The 24,945-nt window shown below is 45.5% G+C and carries 23 protein-coding genes; 10 read left to right on the top strand and 13 right to left on the bottom strand.

The window, feature by feature from the left end; genetic code table 11:
• Window positions 1-37: 37 nt before the first annotated feature.
• The 4 genes from K1Y79_RS13980 to dprA form a co-directional block, all read right to left on the bottom strand.
• A complete protein-coding gene (locus K1Y79_RS13980; RefSeq protein ID WP_220250708.1) occupies window positions 38-823 on the bottom strand; it encodes an alpha/beta fold hydrolase in 786 nt (261 codons plus the stop codon).
• Between the two features lie 75 nt (window positions 824-898).
• Window positions 899-2,515, bottom strand: coding sequence for an apolipoprotein N-acyltransferase (lnt, locus tag K1Y79_RS13975; RefSeq protein WP_220250707.1), 1,617 nt, complete (start codon window positions 2,513-2,515; stop codon window positions 899-901).
• Between the two features lie 284 nt (window positions 2,516-2,799).
• A complete protein-coding gene (guaB, locus tag K1Y79_RS13970) occupies window positions 2,800-4,272 on the bottom strand; it encodes an IMP dehydrogenase (protein ID WP_220250705.1) in 1,473 nt (490 codons plus the stop codon).
• A gap of 175 nt (window positions 4,273-4,447) precedes the next feature.
• Window positions 4,448-5,557 carry a DNA-processing protein DprA gene (gene dprA / locus K1Y79_RS13965; protein ID WP_236059597.1) on the bottom strand — a complete coding sequence of 370 codons (1,110 nt, stop codon included), beginning with the start codon at window positions 5,555-5,557 and terminating at the stop codon, window positions 4,448-4,450.
• Window positions 5,558-5,612: 55 nt separating this feature from the next.
• Here dprA and K1Y79_RS13960 point away from each other — a divergent pair, with 55 nt between their 5' ends.
• Window positions 5,613-6,425, top strand: a complete 813-nt coding sequence (locus K1Y79_RS13960) for a 5'-nucleotidase, lipoprotein e(P4) family (protein WP_220250703.1) — start codon at window positions 5,613-5,615, stop codon at window positions 6,423-6,425.
• A gap of 225 nt (window positions 6,426-6,650) precedes the next feature.
• Here K1Y79_RS13960 and K1Y79_RS13955 read toward each other — a convergent pair whose 3' ends face one another.
• The 4 genes from K1Y79_RS13955 to pckA form a co-directional block, all read right to left on the bottom strand.
• A complete protein-coding gene (locus K1Y79_RS13955) occupies window positions 6,651-8,546 on the bottom strand; it encodes an OmpA family protein (protein WP_220250702.1) in 1,896 nt (631 codons plus the stop codon).
• Between the two features lie 78 nt (window positions 8,547-8,624).
• Window positions 8,625-9,254, bottom strand: coding sequence for a 7-carboxy-7-deazaguanine synthase QueE (locus K1Y79_RS13950; protein ID WP_220250701.1), 630 nt, complete (start codon window positions 9,252-9,254; stop codon window positions 8,625-8,627).
• A gap of 126 nt (window positions 9,255-9,380) precedes the next feature.
• Window positions 9,381-10,265 carry a bifunctional methylenetetrahydrofolate dehydrogenase/methenyltetrahydrofolate cyclohydrolase FolD gene (gene folD, locus K1Y79_RS13945; protein WP_220250700.1) on the bottom strand — a complete coding sequence of 295 codons (885 nt, stop codon included), beginning with the start codon at window positions 10,263-10,265 and terminating at the stop codon, window positions 9,381-9,383.
• A gap of 156 nt (window positions 10,266-10,421) precedes the next feature.
• On the bottom strand, window positions 10,422-12,023 hold the full coding sequence (gene pckA, locus K1Y79_RS13940; RefSeq protein ID WP_220250699.1) for a phosphoenolpyruvate carboxykinase (ATP): 1,602 nt from the start codon (window positions 12,021-12,023) through the stop codon (window positions 10,422-10,424).
• Window positions 12,024-12,537: 514 nt separating this feature from the next.
• On the opposite strand from pckA, the gene K1Y79_RS13935 reads away from it, so the two are divergent.
• From K1Y79_RS13935 to K1Y79_RS13905, 7 genes are all read left to right on the top strand, one after another.
• A complete protein-coding gene (locus K1Y79_RS13935) occupies window positions 12,538-13,830 on the top strand; it encodes an aminopeptidase P family protein (protein WP_220250698.1) in 1,293 nt (430 codons plus the stop codon).
• Between the two features lie 82 nt (window positions 13,831-13,912).
• Window positions 13,913-14,686, top strand: a complete 774-nt coding sequence (locus K1Y79_RS13930) for a CDP-alcohol phosphatidyltransferase family protein (protein WP_220250697.1) — start codon at window positions 13,913-13,915, stop codon at window positions 14,684-14,686.
• Window positions 14,687-14,734: 48 nt separating this feature from the next.
• Complete coding sequence (gene purS / locus K1Y79_RS13925) at window positions 14,735-14,980, top strand: phosphoribosylformylglycinamidine synthase subunit PurS (protein ID WP_220250696.1); 246 nt, start codon at window positions 14,735-14,737, stop codon at window positions 14,978-14,980.
• A gap of 107 nt (window positions 14,981-15,087) precedes the next feature.
• Entirely contained in the window at window positions 15,088-15,756 is a 669-nt protein-coding gene (rsmI, locus tag K1Y79_RS13920) for a 16S rRNA (cytidine(1402)-2'-O)-methyltransferase (protein ID WP_220250695.1), read from the top strand.
• Window positions 15,757-15,794: 38 nt separating this feature from the next.
• Window positions 15,795-17,681, top strand: coding sequence for a M1 family metallopeptidase (locus tag K1Y79_RS13915; RefSeq protein ID WP_220250694.1), 1,887 nt, complete (start codon window positions 15,795-15,797; stop codon window positions 17,679-17,681).
• Window positions 17,682-17,985: 304 nt separating this feature from the next.
• On the top strand, window positions 17,986-18,792 hold the full coding sequence (locus tag K1Y79_RS13910; RefSeq protein ID WP_220250693.1) for a zeta toxin family protein: 807 nt from the start codon (window positions 17,986-17,988) through the stop codon (window positions 18,790-18,792).
• The gene (locus K1Y79_RS13905; protein ID WP_220250692.1) at window positions 18,789-19,007 is read left to right on the top strand and encodes a hypothetical protein; all 219 of its coding nucleotides are present in this window, start codon (window positions 18,789-18,791) and stop codon (window positions 19,005-19,007) included. Before K1Y79_RS13910 ends, K1Y79_RS13905 begins: the two co-directional genes overlap by 4 nt.
• A gap of 195 nt (window positions 19,008-19,202) precedes the next feature.
• Here K1Y79_RS13905 and K1Y79_RS13900 read toward each other — a convergent pair whose 3' ends face one another.
• The 5 genes from K1Y79_RS13900 to K1Y79_RS13880 all read right to left on the bottom strand — a co-directional run bounded on the left by K1Y79_RS13900 (window position 19,203) and on the right by K1Y79_RS13880 (window position 22,402).
• Window positions 19,203-19,412 carry a hypothetical protein gene (locus K1Y79_RS13900; protein ID WP_220250690.1) on the bottom strand — a complete coding sequence of 70 codons (210 nt, stop codon included), beginning with the start codon at window positions 19,410-19,412 and terminating at the stop codon, window positions 19,203-19,205.
• A gap of 38 nt (window positions 19,413-19,450) precedes the next feature.
• A complete protein-coding gene (locus tag K1Y79_RS13895; protein ID WP_220250689.1) occupies window positions 19,451-19,840 on the bottom strand; it encodes a hypothetical protein in 390 nt (129 codons plus the stop codon).
• A gap of 11 nt (window positions 19,841-19,851) precedes the next feature.
• Window positions 19,852-20,409 (bottom strand): RNA polymerase sigma factor, encoded by a 558-nt coding sequence (locus K1Y79_RS13890; RefSeq protein WP_220250688.1) that lies wholly within the window; start codon window positions 20,407-20,409, stop codon window positions 19,852-19,854.
• 134 nt (window positions 20,410-20,543) lie between these two features.
• Window positions 20,544-21,167: a 16S rRNA (guanine(527)-N(7))-methyltransferase RsmG gene (gene rsmG, locus K1Y79_RS13885; protein WP_220250687.1), complete on the bottom strand. Its 624-nt coding sequence runs from the start codon at window positions 21,165-21,167 to the stop codon at window positions 20,544-20,546.
• Between the two features lie 101 nt (window positions 21,168-21,268).
• Window positions 21,269-22,402: a glycosyltransferase gene (locus K1Y79_RS13880; protein ID WP_236059596.1), complete on the bottom strand. Its 1,134-nt coding sequence runs from the start codon at window positions 22,400-22,402 to the stop codon at window positions 21,269-21,271.
• A gap of 195 nt (window positions 22,403-22,597) precedes the next feature.
• Here K1Y79_RS13880 and tgt point away from each other — a divergent pair, with 195 nt between their 5' ends.
• Both tgt and K1Y79_RS13870 read left to right on the top strand, forming a co-directional pair.
• A complete protein-coding gene (gene tgt, locus K1Y79_RS13875) occupies window positions 22,598-23,728 on the top strand; it encodes a tRNA guanosine(34) transglycosylase Tgt (RefSeq protein ID WP_220250685.1) in 1,131 nt (376 codons plus the stop codon).
• Window positions 23,729-23,750: 22 nt separating this feature from the next.
• Complete coding sequence (locus K1Y79_RS13870) at window positions 23,751-24,830, top strand: LptF/LptG family permease (protein ID WP_220250683.1); 1,080 nt, start codon at window positions 23,751-23,753, stop codon at window positions 24,828-24,830.
• Window positions 24,831-24,945 lie beyond the last annotated feature (115 nt).

The raw sequence follows: 24,945 nt of genomic DNA, 5'->3' as shown, positions 1-24,945 counted from the left end.
AGAATAAAAAGCAATAGTATAAGGGTCCTTTTCACATTCAATAGTGTTGGCAAAAAAGAATAAACTGTTCTAATAATTGTTGACTGGCAGCGGGTATTTCCCACATGCCCATATGTCCTGTATCTTCAAAAATATGGATGCTGCTGATGCGAGGCAGCGATACCTGCGGAAGTACATTCTGCATAGGTACTGCTGTATCGTCTTTACCAATAACAAACAACACAGGTATTGACACCGATGATAGTACTGCTGTACGGTCAGGACGCTGGATCATTGCCTCATAATAAGCAATCTGGGTCGCCTGTGGGCACTGCAAACACATCTGAATATACGACTCTATTTGTTCAGGATGTTGCTTTTTATAAGCAGGGCTGAACATATTAGGCATTGTCTGTTTTACAAATGCTTCATTGCCATACTTCTCAATCATATTAATTGATTTCCGGCGGGCTTCTTTTTTTTCCTCTGTATCAGCAGTCGCTGTAGAATGGAATAATCCAAGTCCCTGTAACAGTGAAGGATATTTTTCTGCCAGTGCCAGCGCTATATATCCCCCCATTGAATGGCCAATAACAGTAGCCCTGGAAATACCTGCAGATTGCAACAAGCCATATACGTATTCTGCCATGCTTTCAATGCTTAGCGGTGTAGTAATAGGTGTACTACCCGTACCCGGAAGATCCGGTACAATCACATTAAACTGTTCACGCAATGCTGCCAGCTGGTGATCCCAGATATGGTTATTCTCAGAAAAACCATGTATTAATAGCACAGCCGGCTTATTGGTTAGATGGCTATTGTCAGCCGAAGGTTTATTTGACACGAGAATTAATTTTTTATCAGTTTACAGATCATGGAATTACAAATGTTCAGGTATTGACTGTGAATGAGCTACTCGTCAATCTGCATTTGTGTCCCTTATTTTTTTAGTGAATTTCAGATAGTAGCTATATAGAATAACTATTACGCAAAATGCAATGGCTGCTTTGGAAATCAGATCCCCGAATCTTACATAGAACGTAAAAGTATCGTCCGGTGTTACAGCCGCAGCAATAACTCCCTCTTCCCAATAAGGTGTCGGCTGCTGCAATTTCCCCATCGGATCTACTACGCACGAGATACCGGTATTTGCACTACGGGCCACCCAGCGGCGGGTTTCAATGGCACGCAGTCTCGCATATTGTGCATGCTGACGATGTCCTTCCGTATCTCCCCACCAGCCATCATTTGTTAGAATAAATAGCAGATTAGCGCCACTTCGCACATGTTCTGCCACATATTCTCCATACACTGATTCATAACAAATAGTGGGTAATACTTTAATGTGTGTGCGGACTTCTTCCAGTAAGGCTACGCCGGGTGTCAGGCCATATCCGCCGGTAATGCCTCCCATATTCAAGGCCAGTTTCTCCATAAAAGAAAGATACCGTGCGTAAGGGATCAGCTCTACACCTGGTACCAGCTTCGCTTTGTGATAGACCTGTACTACCATTGAAGTATCCAGTTGTATAGCAGCGTTAAATGCGTCATAACGAAGATTACCGCCTTCTGCCATACGAGACATTTTAGGCGCTTCATCTACCGCGTCATAACGTTTCAAGGTAGTTGCACCACTGATCAGTGTGGCCTGCGGATACTTGCGCAGAAACGCACGGATCTTGTCTGTCGTCGGCTCATAGGCCAGTTTATGTTCCCACACACCATGTGTGAATAACGCAGTTTCCGGCCAGATAATATACGTGGTAGTACTATCAGTTTTCTCAGCAGATAAGCGGAGCATCTTTTCCAGCTGTGCCGATTCATTCTCATCGGCAAACTTATCATATGGGTCAATATTCGGCTGTACAATCACTACTTTGATGGCAGGCCCCGAGGGCGCTTTGAAGTTGTATTGTATCAGTGAACTGAGCAACAGCGGAATAGCTATCAGGGCTACTGGTTTCCAGGCTGTTTTCCACAGAAATGTGGATATCTCTACGGGATACTTCCTTCGCTGACGCCAGGTTTCATAGATCACAATATTGGTCAGTAACACCCACAGTGTACCTCCGCTGACTCCTGTAAATTCATACCATTGTATCCAGGAAGGATGCATGGCAAACACATTTCCGAGGCTTAACCATGGCCAACTGAACTCCCAGTTCAGGTGTATGTATTCAAACGTTAACCAATATACTATCAGTGCGAAATAACCAGCTGTTCTGCCCAGCCGTTGCCTGGAGCGGTGATATCCCAATAGCGGCACACTCATCACCAATGTATTGATCAGGTTAGCCGCAATGCCGCTGGCAGGTACGGTTGTATTGCCTACCCACCAGGTAGTAGCCAAATTCCAGAGGAATAGCGTCAGAAAAATGCACCCGAAGAATTTAGCCCGGTGCTGAACTACATCTGCCAGTCGCAACAACGGTATAAATGCAATGAATATCAGGAAGGTAAAAGGGGCGGTTGGCCAGGAGGCCCATAATAGCAATGCACCGGCAAGGCTTATGAGTATGGGTAACCAGCGGTTCATAGTCAGTTTGTTTTGTGATGAGTCCTCGGTGTATGTACACCGGCGACCGTGATAATTGTTAGCTGATTGCCTGGCTGGCAGGCAGGGAAAGAGCGAATATAAAAGTACTCGGGCAAATAAATTATTAAATAATGATAAAGCCTCCTGACTGAATGCAGGAGGCTTTATCATTATTGTGAACTGCGATGGTCAATCGTCAATTATCTATCAATTGTATATCGTCATACATCAATCACTTCAGTCCAATCACAAGAGGCGTTCGACTATATTTACCAGCTGAAAGATTATCTGCTGTAGTTTGGCGCTTCTTTGGTGATCACCACGTCATGCGGGTGGTTTTCTTTTACCGTAGCAGGAGAGATTTTAATGAACTGTGCTCCCTGCAGGGTTTTGATATCTTTAGATCCAGTCAGACCCATACCGGCACGCAGACCGCCTACAAATTGCTGGATTACTTCAGACAGCATCCCCTTGTAAGGTACACGGCCTACGATACCTTCTGGTACCAGTTTCTTGATATCGTCTTCTTCCTGGAAGTAACGGTCCTTGCTACCTTCTACCATCGCTTCCAGTGATCCCATACCACGGTAGGATTTGAATTTACGTCCTTCGTAGATAATAGTTTCTCCAGGGCTTTCTTCCACACCGGCAAAGATAGAACCAGCCATGATACAAGAAGCACCTGCGGCCAGCGCTTTTACCATGTCGCCAGTATAGCGGATGCCACCATCAGCAATTACAGGAACGCCTTTTTTCTTCAGCGCTTCAGCAGCCAGCAGTACTGCAGACAGCTGAGGGAACCCTGCACCGGTTACTACACGGGTAGTACAGATAGAACCAGGTCCTACTCCTACTTTTACTGCGTCAGCACCTGCGTCAGCCAGTGCGGCAGCACCTTCGCCAGTAGCTACGTTACCTGCAATCACCTCCAGTTTAGGGAAGGTTTTCTTCAGTTTTTTCAGACTGTTGATTACTGCGATGGAATGACCATGTGAGCTATCCAGACAAACTACATCCACACCTACATTGATCAGTGCCTGCGCCCTGTCCAGAACATCTGGGGTGATACCCAGCGCTGCACCTACCAGCAGACGGCCATATGCGTCCTTCACTGCGTTCGGATAGCTGGATACCTGCAGGATGTCTCTGTAGGTAATAAGTCCTACCAGTTTGCCATTTTTAGCAACAACAGGCAGTTTTTCGATTTTATTTTGCTGAAGGATCTTCTCCGCTTTCTTCAGGTCGGTGCCTTCAGGAGCCGTGATCAGATTCTGAGATGTCATTACTTCGCTTACCAGACGTTTGTGATTTCTCTCAAACCGCAGGTCGCGGTTAGTGAGGATACCAACCAGTTTGTTGCCCTCATCTATGATGGGAATACCGCCGATGCTGTTCTCCTTCATCAGACGGAGCGCTTCTCCGATGGTAGCATTTGCGTGCAGGGTAACCGGGTCGAGAATAAGGCCGTTTTCACTGCGCTTTACTTTTCTCACCTGTTCTGCCTGTTTCTCAATGCTCATATTCTTATGCAGAATACCAATGCCGCCCTGACGAGCCAATGAAATGGCCAGGTTAGCTTCAGTAACAGTATCCATGGCAGCTGATACCATTGGTATGTTAATGCGAAGGTTTTTGGTAAGTTGCGTTGAGATGTTTACGTCTCTGGGGAGTACCTCAGAGTAGGCTGGAACCAGGAGTACGTCATCGAATGTAAGTCCGTCCTCTACAAATTTCGGTTTTGATTTTCCGGCAGGCATGTTGCAACTATTTGTCAGTTATTAAATAATTGCACGCAAATGTACGGCTATTTACGGAAATAGAAAAATGTTGCTGCCATCCGCCCGATGACAACCTCCATTAACAACGATTAATGGCCTGTCAGCCACGCCGTCACCCGGTGTGTTAATTATTGGTTATTTGTAAGATATCCGGTTAACTGACCAACTGATATTTTTGTCCGGGCAAACTTCTCAATACATGCAACATCTCCAGTTTTAATACCAGCGTGCTTACCTGGCTGCCCGGCAGGTGACTTTCCCGCCGTAATTCATCAATATGTTTTTCATCTTCTCCACTGAATAAAGTAACGATATGCTGCTCTGCCTCGCTGAGTTCAAGAAAGAGTGATGTCTGCGGATGGTGTTTCGCTTCTTTACGCTGCGCAGTATCCCATCCCATTACCTGTAACAGATCTTCCACACCTGATAATAACATCGCTTTGTTAGTTCTGATCAGTTCATTGCAGCCTTCCGCATGCGGATCATTCACCCTGCCCGGAAATGCAAATACATCCCGGTTATAGCTGTTTGCTATATCCGCAGTAATCATAGAACCTCCCTGCCGTCCACTTTCAACAACAATGGTAGCATCTGCAATCCCGGCCACAATCCTGTTCCGCATCGGGAAGTGTTGCTTGTCAGGCTGTGTACCACTCAGAAATTCTGTCAGTAACCCACCATTTTCCTGCATCATCATAGCTGTGCCTTTATGCTGCGGAGGATAAATGCGGTCAAGCCCGTGCGCCAGCACACCAATGGTTGGTATACCTTCCTGGACAGCGCGTTTATGGGCAATAATATCAATACCATAAGCCATTCCGCTCACTACCGTGATCTGATGCGCAGCCAGTTCTTCTACAAATGCGGCACATACCGCCTTGCCGTACTCACCCGGAGCCCTCGTTCCTACAATACTGACAATCCTTCCTGCATTCAGATCAGCACTGCCTTTGTAATAAAGCATTACAGGACTGTCTGCACAATGACGCAGCCGCTCCGGATACGCTTTATCTGTATAAAACACCGGTTGTATATCATACTTTTCAATAAAAGCAATCTCCTTGTCTGCACGCAGATAATCCCGGAACTGGAAAATTGCATCTGCCCTGACGCTGCCAATATCAGGCGTATGCTCCAGTTCTCTTCTTGATGCATGTAATACATTGCTGGCTGTACCAAAGTGTGCAAGTAATTTCTTTGCTACTATATCGCCTATCTGTGGGATTTGTGTCAATGCAATCTGGTGGCGTAATTCCTCCTGCATATTGCTTATTTTTGCGGTTAACATATCTAAGGTAAAACAACTTCTCATTACTCCCATGCAATACAGAAATATTTTACTCACATGTGCATTCTTTGCCGGTATTACTGCCTGTAAGACTACTCCGCCAACGGCTGCAACATCCACACCTTCTACAGTTTTACAACCTTATGGTCCTGCGTGGGCTGCCCTCTGGCAACAACGATCATCTGAATACAAAGCCCTCTGTTTTCAGGCTTACAACATAGCACGAATACGACTGGATGAACAGCTTGCACGCACATCTTCCAGGCCGCTGGCCATCGTAACCGATATTGATGAAACTGTGCTGGATAATAGTCCGTATACAGTGCATACTGCCCTCAAAGGACAAGGATATACTGAAAAAACATGGGCTGAATGGACGGCCAGCGCAACAGCTGATACGGTACCCGGCGCATTGTCTTTCCTACAATACGCTGCTGCCAAAGGTGTACATATCTTCTATATCAGCAACCGTGCTGAAACAGAACGTACGCCTACATTGCAGAACCTGCAACGCTGGCATTTTCCTAATGCTGACAATGAACATCTGCTCTTGAAAACGTCAGGCTCCGGTAAAGAAAGCCGCCGCGCACAGGTTGCACAAACACACAATATCATCCTGCTAATGGGCGACAACCTCGGCGACTTCTCTGAGCTGTTTGACAAACAACCGGTTGATAAACGTACTGCGCTCACTCAACAAGCTGCTGCCGATTTCGGTAATAAATTTATTGTACTGCCTAACCCCATGTATGGCGATTGGCTACCTGCTTTGTTTGACTTTAATTACAAACGTAGTGCAACAGAGATGGATAGCCTGCTGAAGCAACAACTTAAAGACTATTAATCAACATGCATTATCAGCCATGTGCCTTGCTGCATCAGCAGCTTCCTGGTAACACCGCTGATAGTATATAAATAAGCAGGGCGCTTCAGTAATTGAAGCGCCCTGCTTATTTATATTTTTAAATTGATTGCATCAAACTTATATACTGCCTCTTACCATAATCCTCTCACTGATCTTCTTTATATACATATCCCAGATCTGCTATTGTGGCCAAGCAGTAATAGATTACAATGCAAGAATCTTAAACTCCGTTCTTCTGTTAGCCGCTCGTCCGGCTGCACTGTTATTATCTTCTACCGGCATGGTTTCTCCATAACCTTTTGCCTGTAGCCTTTCTGCCGGAATACCCTTATCTACCAGGTATTTCACCACAGCCTGTGCACGACGCTCTGACAATACCAGGTTATCCTTATCATTACCGATATTATCTGTATGTCCGCCTATTTCTGTAACGATAGTCGGATTCTCACGCAGTAAAGCTACCAGTCTGTTTAACTCCAGCTCAGAGCCTTGTTTGAGCGAGAATTGTCTGCTATCAAAGAAGATATTGTGTAATACCAGTACCGCACTTGTATCCAGCGGCTGTAATGCTATTTCTCTATAGAAAGAGGAATCTGCTGTTGCATTTTTTAGTGAGAAGTTATCTGAATAGAACAGGTAACCTTTCCTGTTCACACTGAATGCATAATCCTTACCGATAGGCAGTGGTGCCATGAAGTCGCCTACTTTGTCTGTACGGATGTTGGCTGCCACCTGTCCGGTAGCTATATCATAAGTTTCTATATTCGCTACAAGCCGGCGTTTGGTTTTTGCATCATACACATATCCTCTTACAAAGAGGGTCTTCTGCGGCCTCGCTTCAGGGTATAGCTCAAAACTGTAAATATCCAGTTGTCCGCGACTGTCAGATCTGTCAGAAGCAAAAAAGGCGGTTTTCCCGTCCGCTGCTACTACCAGGCTGGCATCTTCATCGGCTGTATTGATCGGGTAACCCAGATTGACAGCAGGGCCCCATGTACCATCCGGCTGACGGCGGGAGTAGAACATGTCCATATCACCAAAACCCGGATGTCCGTTAGAGGAGAAGTACAACGTCTGATTATCAGGATGTATGAATGGTGTTGCTTCACGGCCTGGTGTATTGATGTTAGGTCCCAGTCTTTCGGGGTAGCCCCATTTGCCATTAGGCTGTAATTTACTCATGTATATTTCTGAGCCTGCATCCTGTGTTTCACGGGCGAAATATAGTGTTTGTTTGTCAGCAGAAAGGCTGGGTTGAGATTCCCAGTCACGGGTATTGATAGGAGAGCCCATGTTCATTGGTTCCACCCAGAGTCCTTCTTCCGTACGGATGGCAAAGTAGATATCACAGCTGCCACGTCCACCCGGGAAATTACAGCCTGTAAATACCAGCAGATTACCATCCTGTGAAATGTTCTGAGCACCTTCATTATTGGAAGTATTCACCGGAGAGCCAAGACCATACGCCGGCATCCAGCCCAGACTGTCATCCTTTTCTGATGCAAAGAAATCCTCATTTTTGCCATTAACACGGCGGGTAAAGACAAGCATGCGACCATCAATTGTCAGCGACGGGAAGTATTCAGGATCTTTTGTATTGATACTGTCTCCCAGGTTATGTGGTTTGAAGGGAACCGGTTTGGCCGCATGTTCTGCCGCAAAGGTATAAGACTTGATAAGGGCTTCTGCCTTCGGACTTTTTATCTTACCGGTCTGGTTATACAGCGTCACGGTAGACAGTGCCTCTGCAAAACGTCCTTCTCCTGCCAGTGCTTTAGAGTAGGAGAGCATAGCCGGCCTGATAGACGGACTATCCAGTCGTTTCAGCGTTTCATAGTTGGTGATGGCTTCCTTATATTTCTTCAGCTCTACGTACGTGATGGTTAACTGTCCATAGGCATCGGTGAAGCCAGGCTCCTGTCTTACGGCATCTTTCAGCAGATCGACCGCATCTTCCATCCGGTATTCCCTAATGGCCATCTGCGCATCGTCAAAACTTTTCTGTGCTTTTTTCTTCGCGTTATCATAGGTTATCACCTGGGCATTTACGCTCAGACTTAACACCAGGTAACTACTCATCAATAAAAGGACTCTCTTCATAACTTCGATTGGCTTGGGTGCCAATATATGAAAAAAAGCACAAATGTAATGTGTTAAAATGATGTGTGGTGCTGCTTTCTAGGGCACATTGATATATTTATGCGTTTGCAACGACAATTGCCATTGCGGATGCTCTTTAATATACTCAACAATGAGAGGGGTAACCTGTGATGCCTTTTCCCATTCTGGTTGCAGGTAGAGTTTACAATGGGGGCCGGCCATTGCTGCGTGCTTTTCTGCCCAGGCAAAATCACTTTTGTTGAATATAACCACCTTCAGCTCATGGGCGACAGCGCATATTTCGGGAAGCGGCGCTTTGAACTTTTTGGGAGAGAGGGTAATCCAGTCCCAGTTACCGCTTAGCGGAGAGGAGCCGGATGTTTCCATATGAGTACGGAAGCCTGCGTCGTGTAACGCCGCAGTCAGTGCGTCCAGGTTATGCATCAGGGGTTCTCCGCCCGTAATTACTGCCATACGTCCGGGATGTACAGCTGCATCACGTACCAGTTCATCGACAGGCAGAAGGGGATGGCGGGATGCGTCCCAGCTGTCTTTCACATCACACCAATGACAACCAACATCACATCCTCCGAGACGGATGAAATAAGCAGCTCTGCCCTGGTAATTTCCTTCACCCTGCAGTGTATAGAAACGTTCCATTACAGGAAGCTGAAGTGTAGTTGTGGTATCGGCGGTAATAATTGACATGACACAAAGTTACGAAAATGCAAACGCTTAACGCGCTGGGCCGGCGGCTGAGCCTACTTCCGGCCTGGTAAGCCGGCGTCTCTGCCATACGGTTTAAAGGGCGTTAAGCGTCTTATAGGAAGTTGATTAGTTCATATTTACTTTCTGACTGGCAGCGTTGTAAGTGTTTTTCAACAAGGCTGCTATAGTCATCAGGCCCACACCTCCGGGTACCGGAGTGATGAAACTGGTCTTAGGCGCTACGGCGTTAAAGTCTACATCGCCTACCAGCCTGAAGCCAGATTTTTTAGTAGCATCCTCAATACGGTTGATACCTACGTCTATCACCACTGCACCCTCTTTCACCATGTCAGCGGTTACGAAGTTAGGACGACCGATAGCAGCTACAATGATATCTGCCTGCAGACAAAGTTCTTTCAGGTTTGCAGTCTGTGAGTGCGTAAGTGTTACTGTACAGTTACCCGGATTGGCGTTACGGCTCAGCAATACACTCATAGGTGTACCTACGATGTTGCTACGGCCGATCACTACCGCATGTTTACCCTTTGTAGGAATGTTGTAGTGTTCCAGCATCAGCATGATACCGTAAGGAGTAGCAGGAATATAGGTAGGTAATCCGATGACCATTTTACCTACGTTCATCGGATGAAATCCGTCTACGTCCTTGCTGGGATCAATGGCGTTGATCACCAGTTCTTCGTTAATATGTTTTGGAAGAGGAAGTTGTACGAGAATACCGTCAATATCCGCATTTTCATTCAGCAATGTGATATTGTCCAGTAAATGCTTTTCAGAGATCTTCTCATCGAAACGTAAAAGAGTGGAGTGGAAACCAATTTCTGCGCAGGATTTAACCTTGGATGCCACATAAGTTTCGCTGGCGGGATTATTACCTACCAGGATGGCTGCCAGGTGAGGGACTTTTTTGTCCAACGCTTTCAATTCAGTTACCTTATCTGCCAATTGGGCTTTAACAGCCGCTGAAACAAGTTTACCGTCTAAAATTTGCATGCGCAAAGGTAGGTATTTCCTTTCAAGTTCCGCAAAACAAGTTCCCTGTTATAGGTAATGAATAGGTCACTTGTTTTGCGACAGGAACACCTGTACATATCAGAACTTGTAATAGTAGTGGAAATTTTAAAGGCAGGGTAAGAATCCCCAATATAATTAAATTCTTGGAGAAGCAGACATAATTTCCTCGGTAGCCTGAGCCGCATATTTCTCGAAATTGCGTACAAACTTATGTCCCAGTTCATTAGCCCGCTCGTCGTAAGCAGCTTTATCTTGCCATGTATTCCGTGGATCCAGCAGGTCAGCAGGTATGCCAGGACAAGACTCAGGAATAGAAAAGCCGAATACCGGATGATCTTTATACGCCAGCTTGTCCAGTTGGCCGCTTAGGGCCGCAGTGACCATTGCCCTGGTATATGACAGTCTGATACGCTGACCGGTGCCATATGACCCGCCAGTCCAGCCGGTATTGATCAGCCACACCGTTGCCTTGTGCTGGTGAAGTTTCTCTCCCAGCAGGGAGGCATACTGCACAGGATGCAATGGCAGGAAGGGGGCACCAAAACAGGTGCTGAAGGTAGCAGTAGGTTCAGTTACACCGGTTTCAGTACCTGCCACCCGGGCGGTATAACCTGAAATGAACTGGTACATGGCCTGCTCCGGCGTCAGTCTGGAGATAGGAGGCAATACGCCATAGGCGTCGCAGGTCAGGAAGAAAATGTGATCAGGAATACCACCGATGGACGGAATCACTGCATTATCTATATAATGCAGGGGATAGGATACACGGGTATTTTCCGTAATACATTTGTCTGCGTAGTTGACATCCTTGGTACCCGGATGGCACATGATGTTTTCCAGCATTGCACCTTCCCTGATCGCATGGAAGATCTGCGGTTCTTTTTCTTCGCTGAGATCTATACATTTTGCATAACAGCCACCCTCAAAGTTGAAGACATGGTCTGCTGACCAGCCATGTTCATCATCTCCGATCAGTTTTCTTGCCGGATCGGCGCTGAGTGTGGTTTTACCAGTACCGCTTAATCCGAAGAAAATTGCAGTATCGCCATCTGCGCCCATGTTGGCAGAACAGTGCATGCTCAATACCCCATGGTCGTGCGGCAGAATGTAGTTCAGAATGGTAAATACGCCTTTTTTAATTTCTCCGGTGTAAGCAGTGCCGCCAATGAGGATCATCTTCCTGCTGAAATTCACCACCGCAAAGTTCTGCTGGCGTGTGCCGTCTGTAGCAGGATCGGCCAGACAACCAGGTGCCTGGATGATGGTCCAGTCATAGTGCATGTCTTCCAGTTCTTCTTCAGACGGACGTAAAAACATGTTGTAAGCAAACAGGTTGGCCCAGGGTGTTTCAGTAATAACCCTGATATTAACACGGTAAGCAGGATCTGCACAGGCATACCCATCTCTTACCCAGACATCTTTACCGGCAAAATAGCGGGTGATTTTGTCATACAGCTTGTCAAAACTGGCTGTGCTTACCGGGATGTTGAAATCATTCCAGTTAACAGTATCAGCTGTCAGTTCATCTTTTACAATAAATTTGTCTTTGGGAGATCGTCCGGTAAATTGGCCGGTGTTCACTGCTAATGCGCCGTTATTTAAGATGGCACCCTGTCCGGAGGTCACTGTCTGCGAGATCAGTTCGGCAGGCTCTAGTTGGTAGTAAATATGATTGGTCTGCCGTATACCTAACTCTAATAGGTCGGCAACAGTATTCCTTACACTGCTGACTTGCATAGTAAGATTGTTTTGGTGTAGTAAGCAAATCTAGTGCTTTTTTGATATTGTCAAATTAATGGCCGCGATTTTGGTAAAATTTAGAAAACGTGCGTGCTAAATGGATATTTGTTTGATAAATATCTAAAATGGATCTGCTTGTCTTGTAGGAATTGGTAAAAAATGAGGACCTTGTAATACGCTTATTATGCAGGAAGCCGCTTCATATTATATTATCTTACAGTCCGGTAGATGTTACGCTATATTTTGTATCATATATGCCAGATACATTGTTAGGCAGTACCTGGCATCGCTACCAGGATGGTAGAAGCAGAAACTGACAAATTGCCCGGAAGAGCAGTGAACGAACAAGGGACGAACAAGGGACGAACTAGCGACGAATAAGCGACGAACAAGCGACCATGTAGCGACTGCAGACAAGTTACAGTGGAACTGCAAAAGAGGCAGGGAGCGGTATTGTGAAATTTCAGTAGGTTTGACCCGCATTTTTGATACGCCACCGTAAAAACAGAATATGAAAAATTTACCATTAGATGTGCAGATCTTCATTAAGAATCGCCAGCGCTTTATTGCTGAAATGCAGCCGGATTCCATTGCTATTATCAATTCAAACGATGAGCTGCCAAGCAATGGTGACGCCCTGCACAAATTTCAGCAGAGTGCAGATCTGTACTGGTTGACAGGTATTGAGCAGGAGGATACGATGGTTATTTTATATCCTGATAATCCGGATCCGAAATACAGGGAAGTACTGGTACTGGTACGTCCTAACGAGTTGAAAGAAAAGTGGGATGGCCACAGGCTGCGCAAAGATGAGGCGCTTACCATCTCCGGCATCTCTACAGTTGTATGGCTGGATTCCCTGGATGCACAATTGCAGCCCTGGATACATGATGTTACTAATATCTATCTCAATACTAACGAGAATAACCGCAAATCCAGCCTGGTACCTGTAAGGGATTACCGCTATGCGGAAGAGATGCGCAGCCGCTATCCGCTGCACAACTACCTGCGCGCCGCAGTCATACTCAAAAAGCTGCGTGCGGTGAAGTCTGAAGAGGAAGTAAAAGTGATCCAGCAGGCTATCGACATCACTGAAAAGACTTTCCGCCGCCTGTTACAGTTTATTCGTCCCGGCGTATGGGAGCATGAGATCCATGCCGAAATCCTGCATGAATTTCTGCGTAACAGGGCTGATGGAGAGGCTTATAGCTCTATCATAGCCAGCGGCGACCGTGCCCGCATCCTTCATTATATATTTAACAACCAGGAATGTAAAGATGGTGAGCTGATCCTGATGGACTTTGGCGCAGCTTATGGCGGTTATAATGCCGATCTGACCCGTACAGTACCAGTCAACGGGAAGTTTACCGCCCGTCAGCGCGAAGTGTACAACGCCTGCCTTGATCTGCATAACTATGCTAAAACCATTCTGCGTCCCGGTATTACTATTGCCAAATACCATGAAATGATGGGAATAGAAGCCGGAAAACAGTTTGTGAAGATCGGATTGCTGAAAGAAGAAGATATCAAAAACCAGGATCCTGAAGCGCCTGCCTACCGTAAATACCTGTATCATGGTATTTCCCACCACCTGGGTGTAGGTGTGCATGACCTGGGACCGTCCTTCCATCAGCCTATTCCTGAAAATTCTGTGATGACCATTGAGCCTGGAATCTATATTCAGGAAGAACAGATGGGTATTCGTATAGAGAATAATGTCTGGATGACAGCAGGCGGTAATATTGACCTGATGAAGAATATTCCTATTACTGCCGACGAGATTGAGTCGTTGATGAAGAAATAGTATATATATTTACTAAATATTTAATGCTAAAACGTGCGATCGTCTATGAAGGCACCTTCATAGACGATCGGCTTAAATACAGATGAAGCAACTTCCTAATATCCTAACGCTCAGCAACCTGTTTTGCGGCGCGCTGGCCGTTATCTACATCCTGCATTCTCCTGAATACCGGGCAGAATTTAACGGGGCAGAGTACCTGATCACCAATCCGGCACCAATCTACCTGGCTTCTGCCATGGTGGTACTGGCAGCGCTATTTGATTTCACCGACGGACTGGCGGCCAGATGGCTGAAAACACAGTCTCCGTTTGGACGTGAGCTGGATTCCCTGGCTGATGTGATCAGTTTTGGACTGGTACCGGGCATGATGTTGTTCCGCCTGTTGAGAAGCGCTTATATGGGCATGCCGGATGTATTTGATGTTTCTTACATTAACCTGGCACCGGCTTTACTGATTCCTTGTTTTGCTGCATACCGCCTTGCCAAGTTCAACCTGGATACCCGTCAGTCAGAAAACTTCATCGGTATACCTACGCCAGCAGTAGGATTACTGGTTGCTTCTTTCCCGCTTATTATACTGTATAATCCGTTTAACCTGGCCCACTGGCTGCAGAATATCTGGGTATTGTACATCATCATTGCACTGCTGTGTTACCTGATGGTCGCAGAGATCCCAATGCTCAGCCTGAAATTCAAGAGTCTGCAGCTGAAGCCTAACTGGGCTAGATTCCTGCTGGTAGTACTGTCTGTAGTGGCTATACCGTTCCTGCAGTTTGCTACCGTTCCTTTTGTATTTGTATGTTATGTAATGCTGTCACTGGTGTCAAAACCTTCTACTGGTGAAGGTGTTAGGTAGCGGTTTTTTGGGATTTATGTCTTAGGTTTGCGTCTAAATTTTCAACAAATGACGTTTACTGCACATATTAATGTGATGCCGCTGAAAGAGCTACTCGACCCTCAGGGGAAGGCGGTATTAAGCGGTTTGAAAAACCTGGGCATCAATACTGTACATGACGTGAGAATTGGAAAACACATTACTCTGCAGATAGAAGCTGCTACAAAAGAAGAAGCACAGCAACTGGCTGAGAATGCCTGCCAGAAGCTGCTCGCTAACCAGGTAATGGAGTCTTTTGAAGTCAGTATCCACTAATAAAACAGCAATCGCGAATTACGAATGTCGAATTACGAATGAGCATCTGGCATCTATGATCATCGCTGCATTTCATTCGTAATTCGTAATTTGTAATTCGTAGTTGTATGAAATTATATCTTGTTCCTTCTCCCATAGGCAATCTGGCCGACATCACCTACCGCGCAATTAAAGTGCTGGAAGACGCTGCGCTGATACTGGCGGAAGATACCCGTACCTCAGGGGTTTTATTGAAACATTACAATATCAATAAGCCCATCACACCTTACCATCAGCATAACGAACATAAAGTATTGCAGCACCTTGTACAGCAGATGCAAGGCGGCAAAACGATGGCACTGATCACCGACGCCGGCACACCGGGCGTATCTGATCCGGGCTTCCTGCTGGTGCGTGAGTGCGTTCGTGCCGGCGTACCTGTGGAGTGTTTGCCTGGCGCAACGGCGTTTGTACCTGCATTGGTGAACAGCGGTATACCTATGAACCGCTTTTCTTTTGAGGGCTTTCCGCCACTTAAAAAAGGCCGGCATACTTTGTTTACCCAGCTGGCTACAGATGAGCGTACACTTGTCTTCTACGAATCACCGCAAAGGCTTGTCAGGACATTGTCTGACCTGATCACTTACTTCGGACCGGAGCGCCAGTGCTGCGTAAGCCGGGAGCTGACGAAGATGTTTGAAGAAAACAAGAGAGGGACGTTGCAGGAAGTACATGACTACTTCAGTGAGAAAGGAGTAAAAGGTGAAATAGTCCTGATAGTAGAAGGAAAACAGTAAACCATTAATCAACTCAATTAACATAAACAGAACTCAGGATGAAGCAAATGACAGTAACAAAGTGTCTGCTGGCTTGCCTGCTTATCGGCGGCTGGCAAGGGGTGAAGGCCCAGTCTGACCGCTGGCAGCAGAGAGTAAAGTACACAATGGATATTAACATGGATGTTGCAGCCAACCGCTTCAGCGGTAAACAGAAACTGCAATACACCAATAATTCGCCTGATACGCTTTACAAAGTATTCTATCATTTGTACTGGAACGCGTTTCAGCCTAACAGTATGATGGATGTACGCAGCCGGGAACTGGGGCAGACCGTATTGTACAAAGACAAGAATGGTAATGAAAGACGTGATTGGGACGGCCGTGTAACTGATCGTATTTCCAAATTGCAACCCGATCAGATCGGTTATCAGAAAGTCCTGTCTCTGAAAAGAGATGGCGCTGCGCAGACCTACAATGTAATAGGCACCGTGTTGGAAGTTCCGCTGGCTAAGCCGATACCGCCGCATAGCACTACTACTTTTGATATGGAGTTTGAAGCGCAGGTACCAGTACAGATCCGTCGTAGCGGCCGTAACAACGCTGAAGGAGTTGATTACTCTATGGCGCAGTGGTATCCTAAAATGTGCGAATATGACTATGAAGGATGGCATCCTACTCCTTACATTGCCCGTGAGTTTTACGGCGTTTGGGGAGACTATGATGTAAAGATCTCTATAGACAAGAAATATGTGGTAGCCGGCACCGGTTATCTGATGAATCCTAACCAGATTGGTCATGGGTATGAGATGGCAGGCAGTAAGGTAATCCGCCCTGCGGGTAATAAACTGACCTGGCACTTCTCTGCACCAAACGTACATGACTTTGTATGGGCAGCTGATCCGGAGTATAAGCACATCACCCAACAGGTAGATGGATTTACAGCTCATTTCTTCTACCTGGAGAATGAGACGACTAAAGAAACATGGCCTGCATTAGCAAAGATGATCCCTAATGCGTATAAGTATATCAAAGCGCATTATGGTCCTTATCCGTATAAGAGCTACTCTTTCATACAAGGTGGCGACGGCGGTATGGAATATCCGATGGCGACACTGATCATGGGAAATGGTAAACTGGAAGGTCTGTACGGATTAGCTATGCATGAGTGGATGCATACCTGGTATCAGGGCATGCTGGGTACGAATGAAAGCCTGTATTCCTGGATGGACGAAGGCTTTACTACATTCGGAGAAAACAATGTAGTATACCATACATTTGATTCCACTAAAACGCCTTCTGCACAGACAAGCGCTTACAACGGGTACTTTAATCTGGTGAGAAGCGGCTACGAAGAGCCAATGAGTACGCACGCTGATCACTTCAACACGAACTATGGTTATAGCCTGAATGCGTATTCAAAAGGAGCAGTATTCCTGGAGCAATTGGGTTATATCATTGGTAAGGATGCGCGTGATAAAGGGTTGCTGAAGTACTATTGGGAATGGCGTTTCAAGCATCCGAATGCGAATGACTTCATTCGTGTGATGGAGAAAGAAAGCGGTATCCAGCTGGATTGGTATAAGCAGTACTTTGTGAATAGTCTGAAGCATATTGACTACGGTATTGACAGTGTATATGAAAACAATGGCAAGACGATTGTGCGGCTGCGTCGTGTGGATAACATGCCTATGCCGATAGATCTGCTGGTCACTGGTAAAGACGGTAAGCTTGTGATGCATTATGTGCCATTGTCGCTGATGTTTGATGCGAAACGTAATGAAGATGCAGCTGTTAAACGAGTGGTGCATGATTACTGGCCATGGACTAACAGAACTTATGAAGTGGAAATAGATATGCCGATGAGTGAAATTAAGTCAGCAGAGATTGATCCAAGTCAGCGTATGGCAGACATGGACAGGAGTAATAACGTGTTTGTGCAATAGTATTTGACTGTAATGTTGAAACGCTGTCTCTTAAAATGAGGCAGCGTTTTTTATTTGTGTAAAATATGCTGAAAACCCCGTGTACATTAACTTCGCATTAACCTGATTCAATTGTAAGTTGTGTATTATTGTAGTGTTAACCATACCCAACATTCCTATGAGTCAAAAGTTTGCCCGCACATTACGGGATCAGGATCAAGTAGAACATTTTCTGACGCAGGTTTTAGACGTTGATTATGCACAATTGGACGATGACATTGCGTATAAAATAATCCAGGGGGAACACGGAATAAATAGTTCCGATATGCATTCTCAGACGCTCAGTCATACGAGATTCCGGGACCGGAATTTCAAAGAAGAGTCACAACGGTGGGTACTACGCAAGCAGATTATAAAAGAGTTACTGACGCTCACCAGGCCAGATGATGATGATACAATCTGTCTTGGTCACGGTGGTGCTTTGCCACAAAGCGGCATAAAGGCAGACAGCCAGGCATATATCCTTATTGGGTTGCCGGCATCCGGAAAGTCTACCATTGCCTCGGTAATTGCTGAAAGGTATGGCGCGGTAACGATTGATGCAGATTTTGCAAAGCGGAAGTTGCCGGAGTACGCTAATTATACGTGGGGAGCGACGATTGTACATGAAGAGTCGAGCCGTATAGCAACAGGTTTTATAGAAAATCCGAGAAGATTATTATCGGTATATGAAGCAGCATTGGAAATGAATTACAATGTCGTTATTCCTAAGATAGGGCAGCACGCTGATGCAATTTTAGGTATGGGAAATACATTAAAAGCAGCAGGATACACTGTTCACCTGACATTAGTCTCACTTTTCAGGAGAGAGGCGACAATAAGGGCGTTGCACAGATTTAATGAAACAGGAAGGTATGTGCCATTAGGGCTAATTTTTGATGGATATAGTAATGACCCTTGTTTGTCATACTACATGTTGAAAAACATGAAACAGCATATCATTTCAAGTTTTGGAGTGATTTCCACGGACGTACCGAAAGGAGAACCCTATAAGACAATTGATCTGAAAGGGAATAATCCTGCCATACTATATCAGATACAACAACAGAATATTAAACCATTAATTTTATGAGTATTCATCATTCAAAGCAAAAAGGCAGACGTAAGGGTAAGTCTGCCGCACAAAGAAAGAAAGCCTTTATAGCCAGGAACCTGTATGCCGCCAGGCATGGTCAGGTTATGGCTTACCTTTACGACCACGAGGCCAGAGAGATTCAGAATATGATTATTTCTACCAATCGTGTAATAGCTATGAAAAAGCAGAATGGGGCTGTTGATATTCAATAATGATAAAGGCGGCACTACTCAGCGCCGCCTTCATTGGAAACAAAATGACAATAGTCTATCTATCTAAAAAACGAGCTTATCGATTTATACAGCTCAATCATCTTTTGCTATTCTAAGAATCACGTAAGCCTGATTCTTGTTTGTATCTGCTGCACTTAGCTTTCCCTATGTGCTAAGCCTCGTTGGTGACGATTATTACTCCAGCAGATCACAGTCAAACCCTTGCCCTTTCACAAAGCTGATCACTTCCGCTTCCGGCGCTTTCATTTCTGTGATACGTAATACCTTATCACAATCTTCCAGGTCTACATGACATTGTCCAACTTCAAACCGGCTCTGAATGGCAGCCAGGATGGTTTGTCTGTCTTCTTTAGTGGTGATGTTGGTTTTAAATATACCTATCATGTCAAAGGGTATTAGGTGGTTAATGGCTAGACTGTGCATTACAGATTGGTTTCAGAGTTAGGTTGTTTGGTTTCTTCATTGAATGGGTTGTGCCCCCAGCGACCGCCTATGCTACATTTACGGAACTTCTCACGCAGCTTTTCTTTTTCTTCTTCAGACATATGTTCCATACGAGCTACCATTTTTGCCCGCCATTTCTGTTTAGCGCGCGCACTCCACGGTGCAGCCCCGCCGCCATGCCAGCCGAAGAGCAGTTTACCCAGCAGGCAAAGGCCTAAAGCCTGCCAGAAAGTAATGTAGGGGCCGTGGAATAATTCAGGAATAAGCCAGTTCCAGAGGTACTGAACTGAAAAGCCGATTGCACAACAGAAAATGAAGGCCAGTAATATGAACTTGAATACATTTACAACCTTGCTTCCTTGTCTCATATATAATGTTTTTAATCTTTTAAAAGGTCTTTGTACAGTTCCGCCAGCCGTTCCCGGAGAAACAGCACTGCATATCTTTTTCTGGATAATAAGGTGTTGACGGACACACCCGTTTCGGCAGACATCTCCTTAAAGGACTTACCTTCAATTTCATGTTGCAGGAACACAAAGCGCTGTTCTTCCGGTAATTCGTCTACAGCCTCCATAATAGACTCGGCTATTACTTTACGGGTCATGGGCGCATCACTTAGCGCACCCGGGTCGGCTATCAGTTCGGAAAGGAAAAAAGTTTCCTCTCCGTCATATTCACGGGTATGGTCACTGAAGGTGGATTCGCGTTTTTTCCGGAACCAGTCTGTAATCTTATTGCGTGTTACAGTAAAGAGCCAGGCGGTGATAGAATCTATCTGACTGCCCAATCTGGAATATTCTGTAAACTGGTAAAATACGTCCTGTAAGATATCTTCCGCGTCAGCCACATTGTTTACCCGTTTCCGGATAAAATGAAGTAAGCGTTTGCGCTCCTGTCGCACCGTTTCCTGGATGCGCTCATTCTGTTCTGCAGCCATAACCAGAGGCGTTTGTTTAAGGAGCAATTCTTTCATCTTACTAAGGGAGACGAAAAAACCTGATTGATATTTTACGGTTTACAAAGTTTTTATAAGATTTTCAGCGTTATTTCGGTATGTAGGTTGATTATCAGTTATTTGTTTACCAGGACAATATGTTTTTCCAGGAAAAAGTCTTCAGGAAATAATTTATAGATGTTGGTCATGCGGGGACGGACACCACTTTCCGCAATCTCTTCGGTCAGATCTCCTCCTTTAAGGCAGATAAGGCCTGGTTGCTGCTCATGAGCAGGTGCCTTTTTTAAAACCAGCTTGCTCCAGCGCCAAAGATCTTTCAGCGGAGCTACTGCGCGGGATACAACAATGTCAAACTTTTTGTCTTTAATGTCTTCCACACGGCTATGTTGATAAGTGACGTTCTTCAGGCCTAATGCCTCAGAGACGCCCTGTACTACCTTGATCTTTTTTCCTATGGAGTCCACCAGGTGAAACTTGACCTCTGGAAAGAAGATGGCCAGTGGGATGCCGGGAAATCCACCGCCCGTACCCAGGTCCAGTACCTGCATGCCATCCGGGAAGTCGGCAACAGCTGCAATGCTGAGGGAGTGCAAAATATGTTTCTCGTACAGTGAATCGATGTCTTTACGGGAGATGACATTGATCTTTTCATTCCATTCCTGGTAAAGGCCACTCAATGCCTGGAACTGTGCTAACTGTGTATCCGTAAAGTCTGAGAAGTATTTAAGTACGATTTCCATAATATATATGCGCTGTAAATTGATGCAAATGTAAAGAGCTTGCCGCAATAAAAAACGGCTGCCTCTGTTGAGACAGCCGATAGAATATCTTTAAAGGCCGGTTACCATCTGTTCTTTGACTTGAACATCAGGGCCGGAGTAAGGATCAGATAGTAGATAAGCATGAAGAAATCCATGAACCAGCTGAACTTGAAAAGGTCAGCTTCGTCCAGTTTGCGCATGGCCATGAACGAAATAACCGACTGTAACAGGAATTTTAACCCAAATATACTCAGGGTATAGATCTGCAGTGGCTCGTAGAACATACATCCGATGAACAGCGGATAGAACAGGAAGTGGGTCAGGGAAAATAATCCCAGCAGGAGCTTGTGACTGAAGCGGTAGTGCTTACCGGTAGACATATGCCTCGTTTTCTGCTGATACCACTTTCTCCAGGTCGTCTTAGGTTCAGAGTAGGTGAAGGCCTGTTTGTTGATCACTACACTCACGTTATGACGGTTAGCAGCAGCATTTACAAACAGGTCATCATCGCCGGAAGCAATATGATGGTGGGCAGTAAACCCTTTATGCCGATTGAAAAGCTCTCTTTTATACGCCAGGTTACGGCCTACACCCATGTAGGTAATGCCGCTCAGGGCGAATGACAGGTATTGTAAAGCACTGAAATAAGTCTCATAGCGGATCACTTTGTTCAGCAGGCCAGGTTTCTTCTCATACGGACTATATCCCAGTACGATTTCTTTACCTTCCGTGAACCCCTGGCTCATCAGTGACAACCAATAGGTACTGGACGGTTTGCAGTCAGCGTCAGTCAGCAGTATATTTTCGTGTTTGGCACTTCTGATGCCCATAGAGAGTGGGAACTTCTTGCCGGGTATAAACTTGGCGGCTTGTTTGATCTCGATATGGCGGTAATGTGGATAACCTGGTTCGATTGAGCGAAGGTAATACTTGGTGTCATCCTCAGAATTGTCATTAACCACTATTACTTCATAGGCTGGCTTCTTTTTGCCATGATAGCGCTGTTGAAGAACTGCCGGCAGATTTTTCTGAAGGTTCAGCTCCTCGTCTTTCGCACAGATGATAACAGAGCATTCCGTATCCGGATCGATATCATTTTCGAAGGTACGGCGATAAAAAGCTACGCGGGAAAAGAAGATCAGGTAATACAATATTTGTATGGCTGCCACGGTAGCAAAAGCGTAAAAGGCGATTAAGCCCAAGTTATACAACATAGCATAGCAAATATATACGTTTTTGATTATCTGTATAAGCCTGTGGAAAAAAAGATTTTTAATAGGTTATAGAAACATTCCCGGCAGGCAGTCTCAATCGCATTCCCGGCTGTTAATGCGGCTATCTGCATAATTACCCTTATTTTTGTCCCCTGAAAAATGGCCGGAACAGCCTCAAGTGTTCAGTATACCAAGATGATTTTTGAACTGACAACAACAGATAGCAACAGTAACGCCCGGGCAGGGATGATCACCACTGACCACGGGAAAATAGAAACGCCTATTTTCATGCCGGTAGGCACAGTAGGCAGTGTGAAGGCAGTGACGCAGGAGCAGTTGCGTGATGATGTAAAGGCGCAGATCATTCTGGGCAATACTTACCACCTGTATCTTCGTCCGGGATTAGAAGTACTGTCACAGGCCGGTGGACTGCACAAGTTCAATGGTTGGGACAGACCGCTTCTTACTGACAGTGGAGGATACCAGGTGTTTTCCCTGGCCGCCAATAGAAAGATCAAGGAAGAAGGATGTTTGTTCCAGTCCCATATTGATGGTTCCCGCCACCTGTTTACGCCGGAGAATGTAATGGACATCCAGCGTACCATCGGGGCCGACATTATTATGGCATTTGATGAATGTCCACCATACCCTTCGGAGTACCGATACGCCAAAAAGTCCATGGAACTTACCCATCGTTGGCTGGACCGGTGTATTAAACGCCTGGCGGAAACACAGCCAGCTTACGGTCATGAGCAGACACTGTTCCCTATTGTACAGGGAAGTACCTATAAGGATCTTCGTACCATTTCCGCAACAGAAATTGCGGCACGCGAATGTGCAGGTAATGCTATCGGTGGTTTAAGCGTCGGAGAGCCGGTACAGGACATGTACGAGATGTGTGGCCTGGTATGCGAAATTCTGCCAAAGGAAAAGCCTCGCTACCTGATGGGAGTAGGTACCCCATGGAATATACTGGAGAACATTGCCCTCGGCGTAGATATGTTCGACTGCGTAATGCCAACCCGTAACGGACGGAACGGTATGTTATTCACCTGGAATGGAGTAATTAATATCAAGAATAAGAAATGGGCTACTGATTTCACACCGATATATGAAAACAGTCCCTGCTTTGCCAGCAACCGTTATACCAAAGCTTATCTGCGCCACCTGTTTGCCGCAGGGGAAATACTGGGTATGCAGCTGGCAAGTATTCATAATATCGCTTTTTACCTGGAGCTGGTACAGGAAGCCAGGAAGCAGATTCTAGCAGGAAATTATGCCTCCTGGAAAAATAGTATGGTGCCTCAGTTGAAACAAAGACTTTAGATTTATATTATCTTGCCGTTATATGACAAAGATAGACTGGTATATCCTACGTAAGTTCATAGGTACCTTCATTTACTCCCTCATGATCCTGCTCGTCATTTCCGTGGTGATAGACGTGACGGAGAAGATCGATGACTTCATGACCAACAATCTGTCTTTCTACACCATCGTGGTAGATTACTATTTCGGCTTTATTCCGCATATCGCCGCGTTGTTGTTTCCCCTGTTCATCTTCATTTCTGTGATCTTTTTCACCTCTAAAATGGCATATCGCACAGAGATTGTGGCTATTTTGTGTAGTGGAGTGAGCTTCCGCCGCTTTCTACGCCCCTACTGGATAGGAGCTATCCTGTTTGGCGGCCTGCTCTGGCTGGGAAACCGTTGGACGGTGCCTATCGCTAATAAGATCAGGACTAAGTTCGAGGCTAACTATGTACATAAAAAGAAGGCACAGCTCAATATCTATGATAAAACTATCCGGGTGGATAGTTTCACATATGTGACTTTTGGCTCTTATGACCCAAATTATAAGAGCGGAGGAAACTTCCTGTATGAAGACGTACGCGGACAGAATATTAAGTTCAAAATGAAAGCTGACAGGATCAGCTGGGATTCTGTTTCCGGTAAATGGAAGCTTGACTACGTAACTATGCGGTCTATCAATGGATTAAAAGAATATTGGTGGACTAAATCGGATACGACAATCAAGATACCCCTGAATCCCAAGGAGATGTACGAAGAAAGAAATATCCAGGAAGCTATGACAACTCCGGAGCTGGATAGCTATATTGCCAGAGAGGAGTTGAAAGGAGCTGAGGGTTTAAATACATTCTACGTTGAAAAGTACAGACGAACAGCCTCCTCTGGTGCCGTTGTGATCCTCACACTTATCGGCGGGATTATTGCTTCAAAGAAGGTGAGGGGAGGTAGTGGTTTGCACCTGGCTGTGGGAATTGTAATCAGCGCCAGCTATATTATCTTCCTGCAGTTTTCCACGGTGTTTTCTGTTAAAGCTGACCTCAATCCTTTGCTGGCGGTGTGGATTCCGAACTTTCTTTTTGGAGGGCTTGCTTTCTGGTTATACCTGAGAGCGCCCAAATAGAAAATTTCACATTTCTTTAATTTATCACAGAATTAATAATATTCGCTTGTTTGTATATTGGTAATCAGTTGTTTGAAAGTTATGACGTTTATTACTACCTGTAAATCTATGATTG

This window comes from Chitinophaga rhizophila (assembly GCF_019492185.1).
GTDB lineage: Bacteria > Bacteroidota > Bacteroidia > Chitinophagales > Chitinophagaceae > Chitinophaga > Chitinophaga rhizophila.
This window is presented reverse-complemented; position numbering and strand designations above follow the sequence as displayed.

Bases quoted from the DNA above. Each gene is read 5' to 3' on its own strand.
- K1Y79_RS13890 (WP_220250688.1), bottom strand. From the start codon at position 20,409: ATGGCTGCAGAACAGAATGAGCGCATCCAGGAAACGGTGCGACAGGAG.
- K1Y79_RS13895 (WP_220250689.1), bottom strand. From the start codon at position 19,840: ATGAGACAAGGAAGCAAGGTTGTAAATGTATTCAAGTTCATATTACTG.
- K1Y79_RS13915 (WP_220250694.1), top strand. From the start codon at position 15,795: ATGAAGCAAATGACAGTAACAAAGTGTCTGCTGGCTTGCCTGCTTATC.
- lnt (WP_220250707.1), bottom strand. From the start codon at position 2,515: ATGAACCGCTGGTTACCCATACTCATAAGCCTTGCCGGTGCATTGCTA.
- folD (WP_220250700.1), bottom strand. From the start codon at position 10,265: ATGCAAATTTTAGACGGTAAACTTGTTTCAGCGGCTGTTAAAGCCCAA.
- rsmG (WP_220250687.1), bottom strand. From the start codon at position 21,167: ATGGAAATCGTACTTAAATACTTCTCAGACTTTACGGATACACAGTTA.
- K1Y79_RS13960 (WP_220250703.1), top strand. From the start codon at position 5,613: ATGCAATACAGAAATATTTTACTCACATGTGCATTCTTTGCCGGTATT.
- K1Y79_RS13910 (WP_220250693.1), top strand. From the start codon at position 17,986: ATGCATTCTCAGACGCTCAGTCATACGAGATTCCGGGACCGGAATTTC.
- dprA (WP_236059597.1), bottom strand. From the start codon at position 5,557: ATGCAGGAGGAATTACGCCACCAGATTGCATTGACACAAATCCCACAG.
- purS (WP_220250696.1), top strand. From the start codon at position 14,735: ATGACGTTTACTGCACATATTAATGTGATGCCGCTGAAAGAGCTACTC.
- K1Y79_RS13900 (WP_220250690.1), bottom strand. From the start codon at position 19,412: ATGATAGGTATATTTAAAACCAACATCACCACTAAAGAAGACAGACAA.
- K1Y79_RS13930 (WP_220250697.1), top strand. From the start codon at position 13,913: ATGAAGCAACTTCCTAATATCCTAACGCTCAGCAACCTGTTTTGCGGC.
- K1Y79_RS13950 (WP_220250701.1), bottom strand. From the start codon at position 9,254: ATGTCAATTATTACCGCCGATACCACAACTACACTTCAGCTTCCTGTA.
- K1Y79_RS13955 (WP_220250702.1), bottom strand. From the start codon at position 8,546: ATGAAGAGAGTCCTTTTATTGATGAGTAGTTACCTGGTGTTAAGTCTG.
- rsmI (WP_220250695.1), top strand. From the start codon at position 15,088: ATGAAATTATATCTTGTTCCTTCTCCCATAGGCAATCTGGCCGACATC.
- K1Y79_RS13935 (WP_220250698.1), top strand. From the start codon at position 12,538: ATGAAAAATTTACCATTAGATGTGCAGATCTTCATTAAGAATCGCCAG.
- pckA (WP_220250699.1), bottom strand. From the start codon at position 12,023: ATGCAAGTCAGCAGTGTAAGGAATACTGTTGCCGACCTATTAGAGTTA.
- tgt (WP_220250685.1), top strand. From the start codon at position 22,598: ATGATTTTTGAACTGACAACAACAGATAGCAACAGTAACGCCCGGGCA.
- guaB (WP_220250705.1), bottom strand. From the start codon at position 4,272: ATGCCTGCCGGAAAATCAAAACCGAAATTTGTAGAGGACGGACTTACA.
- K1Y79_RS13870 (WP_220250683.1), top strand. From the start codon at position 23,751: ATGACAAAGATAGACTGGTATATCCTACGTAAGTTCATAGGTACCTTC.
- K1Y79_RS13880 (WP_236059596.1), bottom strand. From the start codon at position 22,402: ATGTTGTATAACTTGGGCTTAATCGCCTTTTACGCTTTTGCTACCGTG.
- K1Y79_RS13905 (WP_220250692.1), top strand. From the start codon at position 18,789: ATGAGTATTCATCATTCAAAGCAAAAAGGCAGACGTAAGGGTAAGTCT.